This is a genomic window from Vallitalea okinawensis (assembly GCF_002964605.1).
Taxonomy (GTDB): Bacteria; Bacillota; Clostridia; order Lachnospirales; family PQDH01; genus Vallitalea_A; species Vallitalea_A okinawensis.
Map to the genome: position 1 here is coordinate 157,798 of NZ_PQDH01000007.1, position 14,679 is coordinate 172,476.

Sequence of the window (14,679 nt, forward strand, 5' to 3'; positions counted from 1 at the left end):
ACTATTATTAATTGAAAAGATTTTTAAAATTTATTCAATTCCTTTATTAATTACAAAGGATACACTGCTGTATCGCATGAGACCCTTTGCTTTGGGTTAAAATAGGTTTAGACGAAATAAGAGGTTATATATATAGGATTGAGGTGCTTTATGAAACTTGCATTGAATTTGGAAGACAATAAATTATTAATAAAATCTAGAATGCCTCTTGATAAATCTTTCGATTTGATTGGCAGAGATATTGAATTTGCTGGTACAAAAGCTTTTATGATCTTTGTAGATGGGTTTGTAAAAGATGACATCATGCTACGTATATTAGAAGATCTGCAATGGTTAGATGAAAGCGCAAGTATCAACGACCTACGAGGCTTTGTAGAAAGACATATTGGCTATCTGGAAGTAGATTACTTTACTGACCTTGATAAAATGGAAACAGCAGTTTTATCAGGAAATGTGGCTATAGTCTTTGATAATCAAACTGAGGGCTTACTTTTAGATGCTCGGACTTACCCAGCTCGCGGTCCTTCAGAACCTGATTTAGAAAAAGTAACCCGTGGTTCTCGTGATGGCTTAGTGGAAACCATTGTCTTCAATACAGCCTTAATTCGTAGAAGAGTTCGCGATACAAGACTTATTTTTGAAATGAAACAAGTTGGAAAGCGATCCAAAAGCGATGTGGCTATTGCATATATTGATGGCCTTGCCAGCGACAAAATCTTAGATGAGTTACGAAATAAAATCGATGAAATAGAAGTTGACAGTTTGGTCATGGCTGAAAAATCCTTAGAGGAACTACTCTATAAAAAGAAATGGTATAACCCATTACCTCAGACACGTTTCACAGAACGTCCCGATGTGGCTGCTGCTCATTTACTAGAAGGGCATATCGCTGTTATCGTTGATAATTCACCAAGCTTATTGCTCCTACCAACAACTATTTTTCACTTTACTCAACATGCAGAAGATTATTATCAAACGCCATTTATCGGTACCTATACAAGATGGATGAGATTTTTAGCTCTTTTGGCTGCTTTAGTCGTTACGCCTGTTTGGTTACTTCTTGTATACTATGTGGATTACCTACCAGAGTGGTTACAATTTATTGGCGCCAAGGAAGAACAAACCATTCCTTTGTTTATACAATTTCTACTGTTGGAATTCGGACTTTATGTACTGAGAATTGCTTCAATCCATACTCCAAGCGCCTTGTCGACCTCGCTGGGTATCATCGGTGGCTTACTTCTTTCCGAATTCGCTGTAACGGTTGGTTGGGTGAGTCCCGAAGCAGTATTATATATGGCCATTGTGGGTATTTGTACTTTCTCCTCACCTAGTATTGAATTCTCTTTAGCCATTATCGTTTTCAGAGTGGTACTCTTGCTGTTGACAGGTGTTTTTGCTTTCTGGGGATATGCAATTTGGGGTTTTGTAATCGGTATGGCCTATTTCATCATCATGGTCTTCACTACAAAAACCTTTGGAGGTTTTCGATATACATGGCCACTTTATCCATGGAATGCTCAAGCAATGAGTAACCTGATCTTTAGGAAGCCTATTATCGAAATCAAAAGAGATCGGTCTACCAATAAGCAGTAATTACATTTGATAAACATTTTAGTTCATTTAATTGACGCTTGTCTACCTTCCCTATATAATAGATACTGTACAATCCAATAGAACGAATTAATTTCATATCCAACATAGATACACTACGAAATGGGAATAGGGGTAGACAAATGAAGATTAATGTAGATACTGAGAATCTTGAGTTTTTTCAATGTTTCTCATCAGAAACTCGATTAAAGATGATAGAGCTAATTAGAGATGAACCTAGGAATATTGGTGAACTTGCAGGTATACTCAATATTTCATCAACTATCGTTGCTAGGCATATAAACATGTTACAAAAAGCTGGTGTCGTTGAGGCAGAAAATTTACCAGGTAAAAGAGGTTTACAAAAAAAGTGTAAACTCATCTTGGATGAAGTAACTCTGGACTTCAAGTTACCAGTTGCTGAAGTACCACAGTATGAAAGCCTCGAAATTCCTGTAGGTCATTTTTCCAACTATCTCATTCAACCTACCTGTGGTATTGCTTCTAAAGAGAAACTCATCGGTATAGTGGATGATCCACGATATTTCAGTAACCCAGAGCGAATGACTGGAAGTATTTTATGGTTTCAAAATGGCTGGATTGAATATAAAATTCCAAGCTATTTATTGACACCTTCTGCAACATACTTAGAAATTTCTCTAGAGTTATGTTCAGAATACCCCCATTACAAAAATGATTACCCATCAGATATTTACTTTTACATCAATAGTCACTGCCTAGGTAAATGGATGAGTCCAGGTGACTTCGGAGACAAAAGAGGTATCTATACACCGGATTGGTGGTCTCTTGGAACACAGTATGGATTATTAAAAACAATAAGAGTCACAAAGGAAGCCACCTATATTGATGGTAACCGACTTTCTGATGTAACTATAGAAGATTTACTTCCTTACTTTAAAGAAGATTTAACTCTACGTATAGCTGCACCCCAGGAAACAGAACACCCTGGAGGTATTACACTATTTGGTCAGGGTTTTGGTAATTACCCTCAAGATATTATAGTTAAAGTAGGTTAACCAAAAAGCTATGTTTAAAGATTAAACATAGCTTTCTTTATGCTTCAAACTGACCATTAACCTTTTAATCCTCCAATACTCACTTTCATCCATATTGATACTTATCCTTAATGTAATATTCTTACAAGGCTAAGCCTTCCTTTCACAGTTTCGAGTTGCTACGATATTGGATCCTGTGTCCAAAATATTCTCTATTATCTTATCTCCTACATGAATAGGTGCTTGGATTTTCGCTTTATTAATAGCCTCCATACATGCCATAAGCAAAGACTTTGGTACAGGTTCATCAGTCTTTACAGATATCATAGGTACCTCACCATTTTTGATCCGCATGGTTGTTGTTAGAGTTCTTGTAGGGTGAGTACACTCTGCTTCAGCATAACCGATCCCTCTTTTGCAACTGTTCCCTTCAACCTTTGTTACCTGCCCTTCATTTGAGGTTACCTTCATATGGCAACCAACCGGACAAACAATGCAAACCATTTCTCTTACTTCTTGCATTCTCTCACTCCTAACCCTGATTGTTGAATTTCTACAGTAACCTCTGAATAACCCTCCATGTTTACAATCATCTGATCGGTAATAGGGATACTTTCCATCTCACCAGGCGCTAACTTCCTTTTCTTCTTACTATAAAGAATCTGATCATCGCATCGCACTACTAATTTAACATCACTATAAATGTCAAGAACCCTAAAGAAAAGTTTATTCTCCTTTTGCAATAATTGATGGCGTATGTGATGGGGTATAACATACCTGATTCCTTCTCCTGCTTTGGTGACTATGGGATCCTCTTGCTCTGAAGAGTGCTTACCCCGTAAATAAGAAGCTGCACACCTTCCAGCAACTCGACTTTCATCTGTTACAAAATCCACTAAATCATGAACATGAACTACATTGCCGCAAGCAAAGACACCTTCTATGGATGTTTCCATGGATTCATTAACAACAGGACCTGAAGTAATATGATCCATGTTAATACCAGCCTCTCTAGATAATTCATTTTCCGGAATAAGTCCTACAGATAAGAGAAGTGTATCGCATTCAACAAAACATTCTGTCGATTTTATAGGTTTTCTATGAGCATCTACCTGGGCTATAGTAATGCCTTCCAGACGATCCTTTCCATGAATCTGAGTAACGGTATGTTCCAGTTTCAACGGAATATCAAAGTCCTCTAAACATTGTACGATATTTCTTGTTAGACCTCCTGAATAAGGAAGTAGTTCACAAACCATTTCAACTTTTGCCCCTTCCAATGTCATTCTTCTTGCCATAATAAGTCCAATATCACCTGAACCAAGAATAACAACTTTTTTGCCAGGTAAATACCCCTCCATATTGACGAATCTTTGAGCTGCCCCAGCTGTATAAATACCAGCCGGACGCATACCTGGAATATTAAGAGCACCTCTTGTTCTTTCTCTACAACCCATGGCTAATACTAAGGCTTTTGCTTCTATTTCTAAGAGTCCATCTTCTTCATTGACTGCTAATACTTCTCTCTTCTCGCTTATATCCAGTACCATTGTATTTAACTTGTAATCGATACCACGCTCTTTTACTTCTTCAATGAATCTCCAAGCATATTCCGGTCCTGTTAACTCCTCTCCAAAAATATGAAGCCCGAATCCATTATGAATGCATTGTTGCAATATTCCGCCTAGTTCACTATCTCGTTCAATAATTAAGATATCTCTTATACCTTGGTCATAGGCTTCAACTGCTGCCGCTAAACCTGCTGGACCTCCACCGATAATGACAAGTTCTCTTTGTTCCATCCTCTTCCCCTCCTATTTAGTCTTACCCACAAGTAAATATGAGCCGCTTCCTTGCTTTGTTACTTCTTCCATAGGTAGATCCAGTTCTTTAGCCAATAAATCCACTACCCTAGGTGAACAAAATCCTCCTTGACACCTTCCCATACCGGCTCTTGTGCGTCTTTTCACAGCGTCCAAGTTAGTTGCTCCAGCTGGCCGATGAATACACTCTATAATTTCTCCTTCCGTTACTTTCTCACATCTACAAACGATTTTTCCATAGCGTGGATCTTTTTTAATGAGTTCTCTTCGTTCTTCATTGGTTAATTCACTAAATCGTTTAAAAGGTTTGCGAAGTAAGTTCAAATTTTCTACTTTATTTAACTCTATTACATCACCTATTTTTCTTAGTAACTCTTCTGCTATAGCAGGCGCCGCAGATAATCCAGGAGATTCAATCCCTGCAGCATGATAAAAGCCTTTTAGCCCATCCGCTTCCTCAATAACAAAATCTCCAGTAGATCCAACCGCTCTTAATCCTGCAAAGGAACGGATAACTTCACGCTCATTGAAACTAGGAACTGAACGTTTAGCACCTCTTAAGACCTTTTCTAAACCTTTCTGAGTGGTTGCTAAATCTTCTTTTTGACTCTCATCAGCTGTTGGTCCTACGAGTAGGTTACCATCAACTGTCGGTGTAACTAATATTCCTTTCCCTACCTTAGATGGAGGTTGAAAGATAACTCTACTGACAGTATTACCCTGACTTTTATCCAAAAGCATATATTCCCCTTTTCTTGCATGTACTTCAAAGCTATGATCACCAACCATCTCAGCAATAGCATCTGCAAAAATACCCGCGGCATTGATCACAACTTTAGTTTGTATAGAATCTTGATTTGTTTGAATTCTATATCCATCTTCCTCTTCACTAATAGATTCGACTTCATGTTCTAATTTTAATTCCACACCATTTCTTACTGCAACTTCAGCAGCAGCTACAGTTAGTTCATAAGGTCCTATGATTCCTGCTGTAGGCGCATATAAAGCACCTATGATATCTTCTGATAAGTTCGGTTCCATTTCTCGTACTTCATTCCCATTGATAATTTTCATTTCAGGGACACCGTTATCAAGACCTCGTTGATACAATTCCTTTACTCTTGCCATCTCTTCATCATTGAAAGCAACTACGAAAGAGCCAATTCTTTTAAAATGTACTGCTAAATCTTTTGCTACCTGCTCCATCATGGCATTACCTTTAACATTTAATTTTGCTTTCAATGAACCAGGCTTCGCATCGTATCCAGCATGGATAATGGCACTGTTAGCCTTTGTTGTCCCCATTGCCACATCACCATCTTTTTCTATGATGCAAACTTGCAAATCATAGAGTGAAAGTAACCTAGCAGTTAACGTCCCTATAACACCAGCACCAATTATTGCTACATCATACATTCCTATCCCTCCAAATTTCATCGATTATTCAATATTATTTCCTATTACTTCAAAGACCATGAACTCTATACAAAAATGTGCTAAAGACAAAAAAAGAGCCATACAAAAACAAAGCTTTAACATAAGCTTTCTTTTTATATGACTCCTTTTCTCCATTGGTCTCAATATTCATTTCCTATTTATGTTAATGATAACATATTCCTTAAAGCATTTCAAGAAGAACATAATTCAAAAGCACCTCGTTCATAATAGAAGTAGATATGTAAACATTTTATGAATTCGATTTAAAAAGCTTTACAAATAAATCTGAGTTCTCTATAATTTAGTTAGTCGACTAAATAAATTCAAAGGAGCTATAATTATGGATCGAAAACATTGGGTTGAAATAATGAAGGAAGTGCATCCAAATTTTGAACATGAATTCCATCATATTTTTTTTAATTGCATTCACCAGCATCGACGTCTTATCCGTGATGCTCTTAGCTCTATTGGACTTTATAAAGGTCAACCTTTTTTAATTCAAATCTTATTTCACATGGATGGCAGAACCCAGAAAGAGCTTTCGGCTATCATGGGTATTCAGCCTTCAACAGTCACGCAAATGGTTCATCGTATGGAAAAATCAGCCCTACTAGAAAAACAAGCTGATCCAAATGATCAACGTGCTACAAGAATTTATATCACAGAGAAAGGGAAAGAAGTCTACCATCAATTGGAAGAGCTTTTTACGCGTATGGAAGAAAACTACTTTAAAAATTTTTCTGAAGGCGAGAAACTCATCTATAAAGAATTAACCAAAAAATTAACCTTAAATATTGAATCTAATATTGATGCACTTAAAGATAAAAGCTAGATATTTATTTAGCTAACTAATTAATTTTCAGTAAGGAGGTCGTCTATGAAATCGATCATATGTATGCTCCGTTACCTTAAACCATATAAGGCTATAGCAATACTTGGTCCACTTTTTATCCTATTCGGTGTTGGTATGGATCTATTACAACCCTATTTAATGACTTTAGTATTAGATAACGGTATAGCTGTTGGTGATATGAGCTATGTCATCAAAGTAGGTTCTGCAATGATTCTTGTTGCACTCTTAGGTGCTGGTAGCGGAATTATAAGTACAGTTTTCTCCAGTAAAGCAGCTATGAACTTAGGTGCAGATATAAGGAGTGATTTGTTTAAAAAAGTTCAAAGCTTATCTGCTAAAAACATTGATAAATTCAAAGCTGGAAAACTGATTACGCGATTAACAAATGACATAACTCAAGTTCAAATGATTGTTTTTCAATTATTGAGAACTTTTGTAAGAGCACCCTTCCTATTAGTTGGTGCTATCTCATTAGCCTATATTACAAGTCCTGAATTATCAAAAACACTTATTGTTATTGTTCCTGTTCTTATTCTTGGGTTAGTCATTGTTATCAAATTTGCTTATCCTTATTTTCGAAAAATGCAGGATAAACTAGATAATGTCAACACTGTATTACTTGAAAACATGGCTGGCATCCGAGTAATTAAAGCTTTTGTAACCTCTAACCACGAGAATAAGCGTTTTAAAAGGACCAATGATGATTATATGGATATCGCTATCAAAGCTAACAGAATCATTTCATTAATTTTTCCTGTTATTATGGTCACCATATACTTCGGGCAAGCTGCGATTATTGGTTTAGGTGGTACATATGCCATCAACAATATTATTGAAGTATCTGCAATTATGGCTTTTATTAATTATTTAATGCAAATTTTGATGGCATTAATGATGGTGGCTATGATCCTTATGAATTTATCTCGTGCTGAAGCCAGTGCTAGACGTATAAATGAAGTATTTACTGAAGAACCTGATATTCAGCCATCAGCAGATAACATTAAAAATTTTCAGCTTAAAGGTAATATTGAATTCAAAAATGTATCCTTTGCATATAAAGATCAAGCTGTCTCAAATACTCTTAATCATATTTCATTTAAGGTAAATACTGGAGAAACAATTGGGATAATTGGCTCCACCGGATCTGGTAAATCCACATTAGTTAAACTATTACCACGATTATATGATGTCAATGATGGCGATATCTTATTTGATGGTCGATCTATTGGATCATTGGATATTAAAGAACTTCGTCAACAAATTGGTTTTGTCACACAGAAAGCAATTATATTCTCTGGTACAGTGGCAGATAATATCAAACAAGGAAAGGCTAATATCTCCATGGAAGATATGGAAGCCGCGGCTATGAAAGCTCAATCCTATGAATATATCAGTCAGTTTGAAAAAAAATACGAACACGAACTTACACAAATGGGTACTAATCTATCTGGTGGTCAGAAGCAGCGTTTATCATTAACTCGTGCCTTTGTTCGAGAGCCAGCTATTCTAATACTTGATGACAGTACAAGTGCTGTTGATGCTCATTCTGAAGAAAAAATTCAAAAAGGACTGAAACAAATGGGAGAAGATACAACCGTCATCATTATTGCCCAAAAAATCTCAAGTCTTCTAGATGCAGATAAAATAGTAGTCCTTGATGATTTGGGGAATATGGATGGTTTCGGTACACATAAAGAGCTATTAGAGTCCAGTGATGTTTATCGTGATATCTACCTTTCTCAATATGGAGAGGAGGCGTTAGATGATGCAAAATAGAAAAGGTTCAGGTGGTCCAATGGGTGGCGGCATGGGCGGAGGAATGCGAGGCGGTATGCGCGGACCAATGGGCGGTAGTAAAAAAGCGAAAGATGTAAAAGGAACTATTAATCGGATTTGGAGCTATTTAAAAGAGTATAAAGCTGGACTATCTGTTGTGTTTATGAGTGTTATCATCACCACAGCTTTAAGCTTAGTTGTACCTTATTTAATAGGTGTGGCTATCGATAAATATATTCTGGAAGGTGATATGACTGGCTTGATGAAAATTGTGGGTGCCTTTATAGCTATCGCTATACTCAATGCTATATTCTATTGGTCTCAAACCTATACCATGTCTAAAATCGCACAAAAAACTGTTAGAGATATACGGCAACACGCCTTCACCAAGCTTCAAAATTTACCTATTAAGTACTTCGATCAAAACCCTCGTGGTATACTAATGAGTAAACTAACCAACGATATTGACTTAATTAATACCACACTTTCACAGAGTTTGACTCAGTTGATTTCCAGTTTTTTCATCGTCATTGGAGCAGTCATCATCATGTTTAAAACTAACTGGATTTTGGCTCTTGTTGCTTTAGTTATAGTTCCTATTATTATTCTCTTTACTAAATTTATTGCTAAAAGAACTTTAAAAGCATTTGGCGATCAGCAGAAGTATTTAGGAGAAGTCAATAGCATAGTTGAAGAGTCTATTAATGGACAATTAGCCATTAAACTATATTCTCAAGAAGAAAATGTTATCGATAAATTCACAAAATCCAATAACAATTTAAGAGACGCCGGTGCCCGTGCCCAAATTTACTCAGGTATCATGTTTCCTGTTATGAACTTTATGAATAACTTTTCATATGCTTTAATTATCGCTGTAGGTGGTGTATTAGCTGTTATGAATATGGCTTCTGTAGGTATGATTGCAAGTTTCACTAACTACGCTAAGCAATATTCTAGACCTCTTAACCAAATTGCTCAATTATTCAATACGATTCAATCTGCCATCGCTGGAGCGGAACGCATCTTTGAAATGATGGATGAAACATCGGAATACGACACAGATATCTATGAAAAAACAGTTGAACACTTAGCAGGTCATGTGGAAATGAAAGATGTCTTCTTTGGCTATGAAGAGGATAAGATGATCCTTAAAAATATCTCATTTGAAGCTAATCCTGGTGATACCATCGCTATTGTAGGTCCTACAGGCTCTGGTAAAACAACTATCATCAATTTACTCAACCGTTTTTATGATGTTAATAGCGGCGAAGTACTGTTAGATCACACCAATGTCAACAATATTGAAAAAGATAATTTACGGGATAAAGTGGGTGTAGTTCTGCAAGATACCTATTTATTCACTGGGACCGTTAAAGATAATATTAAATACGGTAAGCTTAATGCTTCCGATGAAGAGGTGGAAAAAGCGGCTAAACTAGCTAATGCTCATAGTTTTATCAAACATCTTGGTAAAGGCTATGATACCGAGGTCGTTGAAGGTGGTAATAACTTAAGCCAAGGACAACGCCAACTCTTATCCATTGCTCGTACCATACTTGCTAATCCCGATGTCTTGGTGCTTGATGAAGCTACATCCAATATTGATACACGAACAGAAGCTAAAATCCAAGAAAGTATGGATTATTTAATGCAAGACCGAACAAGTTTTGTCATTGCTCACCGTTTACAAACCATTAAAAATGCTACAAAAATACTTGTTCTCAAAGATGGTCAAATCATAGAATACGGAAACCATGATGAGTTACTAGAGACAAAAGGATTCTATTATGACTTATACACAACGCAGTTTAAGATAGATAAATTATAAATATATGAAAGCCCATGAGATTAAACCTATAATCACATGGGCTTTTAACATCGATGTAGTCTCTACTTTATAGTATCATGATTAATACTTTTTCTTTTTGCGTTTTTTCCCATTTCCAGTACAATCATCTGTATCCCAAGATTGGGATTGGAAAGCTAGCAGAATACATATCCATTGATCAGTTGTCGTAAAGTGAATGAAAATCCCTCCATCTTGCCAAACACCATTATCTTTTTGCCATTGCCTGATATTCCCTTGGTTCATATGGATATCGTGCATCCCCATGGAAGGGGAAAAGCCAAAGATCCTATCTGGTTTACAAGAGTTACTTGATTTCCATCTAGTGCCATAGACATAGACATCAGCATTATCAGATTCTATAGCTCTATTCAAATAGAAATTTAGTTTCTCATTTAGATCATTATCTGGACCAGCTTTATCATGGGGTATTTTTTTCATATTCTCTCTATGAAAGCCCAGATCACTTCTAATATAATCAATAGAGTACCTTCTAGCGTAAGAGAAACCATAAGGTAACTTACTGATCTGTCCTGTTATGCTATGCCTAAATCTCTTATCTGTATAAAATAAAACCTCAGACTTAGGACCATCTGACTTAATGTTAACAGAGACCCGATAATCTTCACCATTAGCCCTCACATGAATATGAAAATGGGGCCGATTGTTATCTCTTTCTTCTTGCGTCGCTATAGCCTTACATTTTAAAAGTCCATACGATTGTAAACTCATAAGGATACCCCCTTCTCTTGTGTCCATCACCTACGTATCTAGATACCATAGTAAATAAGAAGTTCTATAGATCAACTCATTATAATGAATGGAAATCATCTATATATACATTATATCAAATATAAAAGACCTATACCATCCCCACCTCCCCTCTAAAACATGGATGTCTTTTCTGCCAGCGTAATAGATCCCCATGCATGCTTGACCCTAATTTAGTTGACTATCAACCTAGTCTATCCAACACCGAAAGCATGTAAGGGGTTCTATGGAGCAGCGAGCCATGGACGGGGAGCCTGGCAGTCTAAGACACGGACGTCTTTTCTGCCAGCGTAATAGATCCCCTGCATGCTTGACCCTATTATTATTTCTTGAATATATAAAAAGCCCATAAGAGCCTTTAACTCTTATGGACTTCTAATTAATTCAACAACATACTTTTCGGTATCCTACCATTAAAGCTATTACCATGGGCTGTATAGAAATTTAACTCAATAAAATCTTCCTCATCATAATAGTACCTAGGTGAATCAACACTATTCTCAAAGTAATAAGCAATATGCTCGGGATCAGTTATGGTTTCTTCCCAATACTCACTATCCTCCAACCACTCATACAGCTCTACAGAAGTAAAATCAGTGACTTCAAAGATAACAAGATCATACAACCCTTCATCCTTTAACCATTGCAAAGTATTGATACAATTCGATCCAATATGCAAGTAACTGTTGATTTTGTAATCATGCTCACGGTCATAATCACGATCATATTCAACATATAAATTAGCTAAATTTTTATTAGTTAATCGTTCATCATAACTCATGTTTGAATAATCCATATCCATCATGGCTGCTAACTCTATAATTTGATCAGGTTCAGTTATGGAGAAGCTACCTTTTGATGAGTTAACTTCAATCTGCTCAATATAACTTAGATGATCTTTTAACTTTAATTCTTTTACTTCATCTAATTCATAAAGCTGTTTAGATAATGTTTTATACGTCTCTTGTGGAAAATCATAATCACGCATAAGTACGTTGCCATTCTCTAGATAATAAGTAAACTGAATATCTGGTCCATAGGTTTCATAAGCACTTAAACGATCTTCTTTGTAACTCTCAATAGCTTCTTCATGAATAAGCACCAAGGTTTGAATAGCTTCTGGATCTGTGATAACTACTGAACTTCCTAAACCATCAAAATCACTAATAAGATAGGAGTCTATTTCCATGTATTCAATGTCCGGTATATCTGGGATCCTTGAAATATAGCCTGCTACATCAAAGATCATTCCGAAATATAGTATAATGATGACAACACTGTAACCTGCTAAGCCTTTCCACTGAGGCAATATATTAATCTTCTTATGAAGGAACATTGTAGCAATAATATATCCTACTACCCCTCCAATCAATAACCAGAGTAATGTCATATCAAATTTATTGTTTAATAACGCAACAAAGAATGCTGCAAAAAAGATGGAGCCAATAATAGCTGCTAAGTATTTAATGGCTACGTGAACCCATTTAAATGCCACCCAATCATTAACTGTTTCCATTTTACGTTTTTTATAAAAGAACAGCCCCAATCCAATAGCTAGAACTAAATAGACAAAACCAACTATATAATACGTGGAATTGAAGACTTCTTCATAGGCATCATATCCATTGAATAAAAACAATGGCGTAATCTTCATCATGACCTCGTTCCAATTAAAATAATAGGAAGGATAGCCATATAGAAGATGCCCAAGTAACCCTTCACCTAAAACCAGAACTGTAAGGGCAGGTATCCCTAATAAAGAATAGGTTAACCCGATATGAATAAAAGCTGAACTTGATAATGTTGCTACAAAAATGCTGACACTAAATAATATCACATTAATGAACATATAATGTAAGGTTGACTGTATAATATGATTCATAGGAATCTCTATAAGTTCTTTACTGAACATTCTTAATACCAATACCAGTAATCCGTTAACCAAGTATGGTAGAATCAGCATGGTAATACCAGCAAATAAATTACTAAAATATATTTGGGTACGTGTAAAAGGTAAACTGTGTATATGATTAATCGACTTCGTTGAAAAAAGGAAATTATAAATCAAACCTAAAAATATGGGTAAAGTAACTGTCAACATGATTAATAATGGATTGTAATAAATTATATCCAGTGTTTCTTTCTTCATTAATATAAGTACCAAAGGATAAGCAAAGAAAACTATTACGGAGTATATAATGGATACAACACCAAAGATACTAAGTTGATTTTTCCATAATTCTTTAGAGAATAACATCTTTAACTTCATAGCCAGCCCCCCTCACTTCATATATAAAGACTTCTTCAAGTGTTAGTGGTAAAACATCTAATACTAAAGGCTTATAACTATTTATTTGTTTTATAAGCTCTTCTCGGTTACCCTTAACGATTAATGTGTAGACACTTCCAGTCTGTTCCTTATTAAGAATAGTTAAGCCATATTCTAGAGAAGCATCCATATCCCCCTCGAAAGCTACCTGCACCTTCACTACATTAGATTTTAAATTATCTAGTTCTTTTTCAATAAGTACTTTACCATCATGCATAATCCCTACAGTATCACAAACATCTTCTAATTCACGAAGGTTATGGGAAGAGACTAAGATAGTTGTTTTACGTTGCGCAACATCTTGAATAAGTAAGGACCAAATTTTTTTACGCGCAATAGGGTCTAACCCGTCTACAGGTTCATCCAAAATGATCACTTCTGGAAAATGACTAATTGCCAACCAGAAAGCCACTTGTTTTTTCATCCCTTTAGACATTTTATTGACCTTCATATTCTCATCAATGTTAATGATTTCTTTTAACTTCTCATAGCGTTCCCAGCACCAATTAGAAAAAATATTACTATAAAATTTAGCCATACTTTTCACTGTATACTGGGGAAAATAATATAGATCATCTGATATGTATGCTATACGGTCTTTAATCTCTATATTCTCATAAATCTTTTCACCTAAAATTTCAATGTCACCACTATTTTGCGTGTATATACCAACTAAATGCTTGATCAATGTAGTTTTTCCTGCTCCATTTGGTCCAACAAGACCATAAATGGATCCTTCTTTCACATGAATATTAACATCTTTAAGAATAACATGATCATCTATTTTCTTAGTAAGTTTCTTAACTTGAATCATTTCCTATCACCATCCTTTACTGCAAAAACCCGTTTTATTAACTCCATTATTTCATTTTCACTCAAACCAAGATACTTTAACTCCTCTAACATCTTCTCTATCTCTTCTTTAAGCTGAGTAATTTTGCTTTCATTATGTACACCATCTAAACTACTGACAAAATTACCCCTTCCAATAATTGTATAAATATAGCCTTGTCTTTCTAGTTCACGGTAAGCCTTCTGAATCGTATTGGGATTGATCGTTAGCTTTCTTCCTAATTCTCTAACAGAAGGAATTTTTTCATCAGGTTTTAATACCCCTTTTATGATTAAGTTTTTCATACCATCAACTATCTGTTCATATATAGGTATTCCGCTTTTAATGTCAATACTAATCATGCTTTTCCTCCCTTCTAACCACTTGTCATGCCACTTAATGC

12 protein-coding genes are annotated in these 14,679 nt (G+C 35.7%); 5 read left to right on the plus strand and 7 right to left on the minus strand.

All coding sequences use genetic code 11. The features are described from left to right. Positions 1–150 precede the first annotated feature (150 nt). Together C1Y58_RS18140 and C1Y58_RS18145 are read left to right on the plus strand one after the other, a co-directional pair. Entirely contained in the window at positions 151–1,596 is a 1,446-nt protein-coding gene (locus C1Y58_RS18140; RefSeq protein WP_105617591.1) for a spore germination protein, read from the plus strand. Between the two features lie 140 nt (positions 1,597–1,736). Continuing rightward, positions 1,737–2,630 carry an ArsR/SmtB family transcription factor gene (locus C1Y58_RS18145; RefSeq protein ID WP_105617593.1) on the plus strand — a complete coding sequence of 298 codons (894 nt, stop codon included), beginning with the start codon at positions 1,737–1,739 and terminating at the stop codon, positions 2,628–2,630. 129 nt (positions 2,631–2,759) lie between these two features. Here the strand turns inward: C1Y58_RS18145 and C1Y58_RS18150 are convergent, their stop codons facing one another. Genes C1Y58_RS18150 through C1Y58_RS18160 form a run of 3 tightly spaced genes read right to left on the minus strand, consistent with a single transcriptional unit; the run spans position 2,760 to position 5,848 of the window. Then, positions 2,760–3,131, minus strand: a complete 372-nt coding sequence (locus C1Y58_RS18150) for a DUF1667 domain-containing protein (protein WP_105617595.1) — start codon at positions 3,129–3,131, stop codon at positions 2,760–2,762. Beyond that, the gene (locus C1Y58_RS18155; RefSeq protein ID WP_105617597.1) at positions 3,119–4,411 is read right to left on the minus strand and encodes an NAD(P)/FAD-dependent oxidoreductase; all 1,293 of its coding nucleotides are present in this window, start codon (positions 4,409–4,411) and stop codon (positions 3,119–3,121) included. The genes C1Y58_RS18150 and C1Y58_RS18155 overlap by 13 nt, the downstream gene beginning before the upstream one ends. 12 nt (positions 4,412–4,423) lie before the next feature. Next, positions 4,424–5,848, minus strand: a complete 1,425-nt coding sequence (locus C1Y58_RS18160; protein ID WP_105617599.1) for an NAD(P)/FAD-dependent oxidoreductase — start codon at positions 5,846–5,848, stop codon at positions 4,424–4,426. Positions 5,849–6,209: 361 nt separating this feature from the next. Between C1Y58_RS18160 and C1Y58_RS18165 the strand changes: the two genes are divergently transcribed. Genes C1Y58_RS18165 through C1Y58_RS18175 form a run of 3 tightly spaced genes read left to right on the plus strand, consistent with a single transcriptional unit; the run spans position 6,210 to position 10,326 of the window. Further along, the gene (locus tag C1Y58_RS18165) at positions 6,210–6,701 is read left to right on the plus strand and encodes a MarR family winged helix-turn-helix transcriptional regulator (RefSeq protein ID WP_105617600.1); all 492 of its coding nucleotides are present in this window, start codon (positions 6,210–6,212) and stop codon (positions 6,699–6,701) included. Between the two features lie 45 nt (positions 6,702–6,746). Then, a complete protein-coding gene (locus tag C1Y58_RS18170; RefSeq protein WP_105617602.1) occupies positions 6,747–8,498 on the plus strand; it encodes an ABC transporter ATP-binding protein in 1,752 nt (583 codons plus the stop codon). Next, positions 8,485–10,326, plus strand: a complete 1,842-nt coding sequence (locus tag C1Y58_RS18175; protein ID WP_207655778.1) for an ABC transporter ATP-binding protein — start codon at positions 8,485–8,487, stop codon at positions 10,324–10,326. The genes C1Y58_RS18170 and C1Y58_RS18175 overlap by 14 nt, the downstream gene beginning before the upstream one ends. 81 nt (positions 10,327–10,407) lie before the next feature. Here C1Y58_RS18175 and C1Y58_RS18180 read toward each other — a convergent pair whose 3' ends face one another. The 4 genes from C1Y58_RS18180 to C1Y58_RS18195 all read right to left on the minus strand — a co-directional run bounded on the left by C1Y58_RS18180 (position 10,408) and on the right by C1Y58_RS18195 (position 14,638). After that, positions 10,408–11,076: a YukJ family protein gene (locus tag C1Y58_RS18180; RefSeq protein ID WP_157950193.1), complete on the minus strand. Its 669-nt coding sequence runs from the start codon at positions 11,074–11,076 to the stop codon at positions 10,408–10,410. A gap of 418 nt (positions 11,077–11,494) precedes the next feature. After that, a complete protein-coding gene (locus C1Y58_RS18185) occupies positions 11,495–13,384 on the minus strand; it encodes a hypothetical protein (protein ID WP_105617605.1) in 1,890 nt (629 codons plus the stop codon). Next, on the minus strand, positions 13,359–14,258 hold the full coding sequence (locus C1Y58_RS18190; RefSeq protein WP_105617607.1) for an ABC transporter ATP-binding protein: 900 nt from the start codon (positions 14,256–14,258) through the stop codon (positions 13,359–13,361). Before C1Y58_RS18190 ends, C1Y58_RS18185 begins: the two co-directional genes overlap by 26 nt. Next, complete coding sequence (locus C1Y58_RS18195; RefSeq protein WP_105617609.1) at positions 14,255–14,638, minus strand: GntR family transcriptional regulator; 384 nt, start codon at positions 14,636–14,638, stop codon at positions 14,255–14,257. Before C1Y58_RS18195 ends, C1Y58_RS18190 begins: the two co-directional genes overlap by 4 nt. Between the last annotated feature and the right edge of the window lie 41 nt (positions 14,639–14,679).

Coding starts and splice junctions, on each gene's coding strand:
- C1Y58_RS18140 (WP_105617591.1), top strand. CDS start 151: ATGAAACTTGCATTGAATTTGGAAGACAATAAATTATTAATAAAATCT.
- C1Y58_RS18150 (WP_105617595.1), bottom strand. CDS start 3,131: ATGCAAGAAGTAAGAGAAATGGTTTGCATTGTTTGTCCGGTTGGTTGC.
- C1Y58_RS18145 (WP_105617593.1), top strand. CDS start 1,737: ATGAAGATTAATGTAGATACTGAGAATCTTGAGTTTTTTCAATGTTTC.
- C1Y58_RS18180 (WP_157950193.1), bottom strand. CDS start 11,076: ATGAGTTTACAATCGTATGGACTTTTAAAATGTAAGGCTATAGCGACG.
- C1Y58_RS18195 (WP_105617609.1), bottom strand. CDS start 14,638: ATGATTAGTATTGACATTAAAAGCGGAATACCTATATATGAACAGATA.
- C1Y58_RS18175 (WP_207655778.1), top strand. CDS start 8,485: ATGATGCAAAATAGAAAAGGTTCAGGTGGTCCAATGGGTGGCGGCATG.
- C1Y58_RS18155 (WP_105617597.1), bottom strand. CDS start 4,411: ATGGAACAAAGAGAACTTGTCATTATCGGTGGAGGTCCAGCAGGTTTA.
- C1Y58_RS18190 (WP_105617607.1), bottom strand. CDS start 14,258: ATGATTCAAGTTAAGAAACTTACTAAGAAAATAGATGATCATGTTATT.
- C1Y58_RS18160 (WP_105617599.1), bottom strand. CDS start 5,848: ATGTATGATGTAGCAATAATTGGTGCTGGTGTTATAGGGACGTTAACT.
- C1Y58_RS18170 (WP_105617602.1), top strand. CDS start 6,747: ATGAAATCGATCATATGTATGCTCCGTTACCTTAAACCATATAAGGCT.
- C1Y58_RS18165 (WP_105617600.1), top strand. CDS start 6,210: ATGGATCGAAAACATTGGGTTGAAATAATGAAGGAAGTGCATCCAAAT.
- C1Y58_RS18185 (WP_105617605.1), bottom strand. CDS start 13,384: ATGAAGTTAAAGATGTTATTCTCTAAAGAATTATGGAAAAATCAACTT.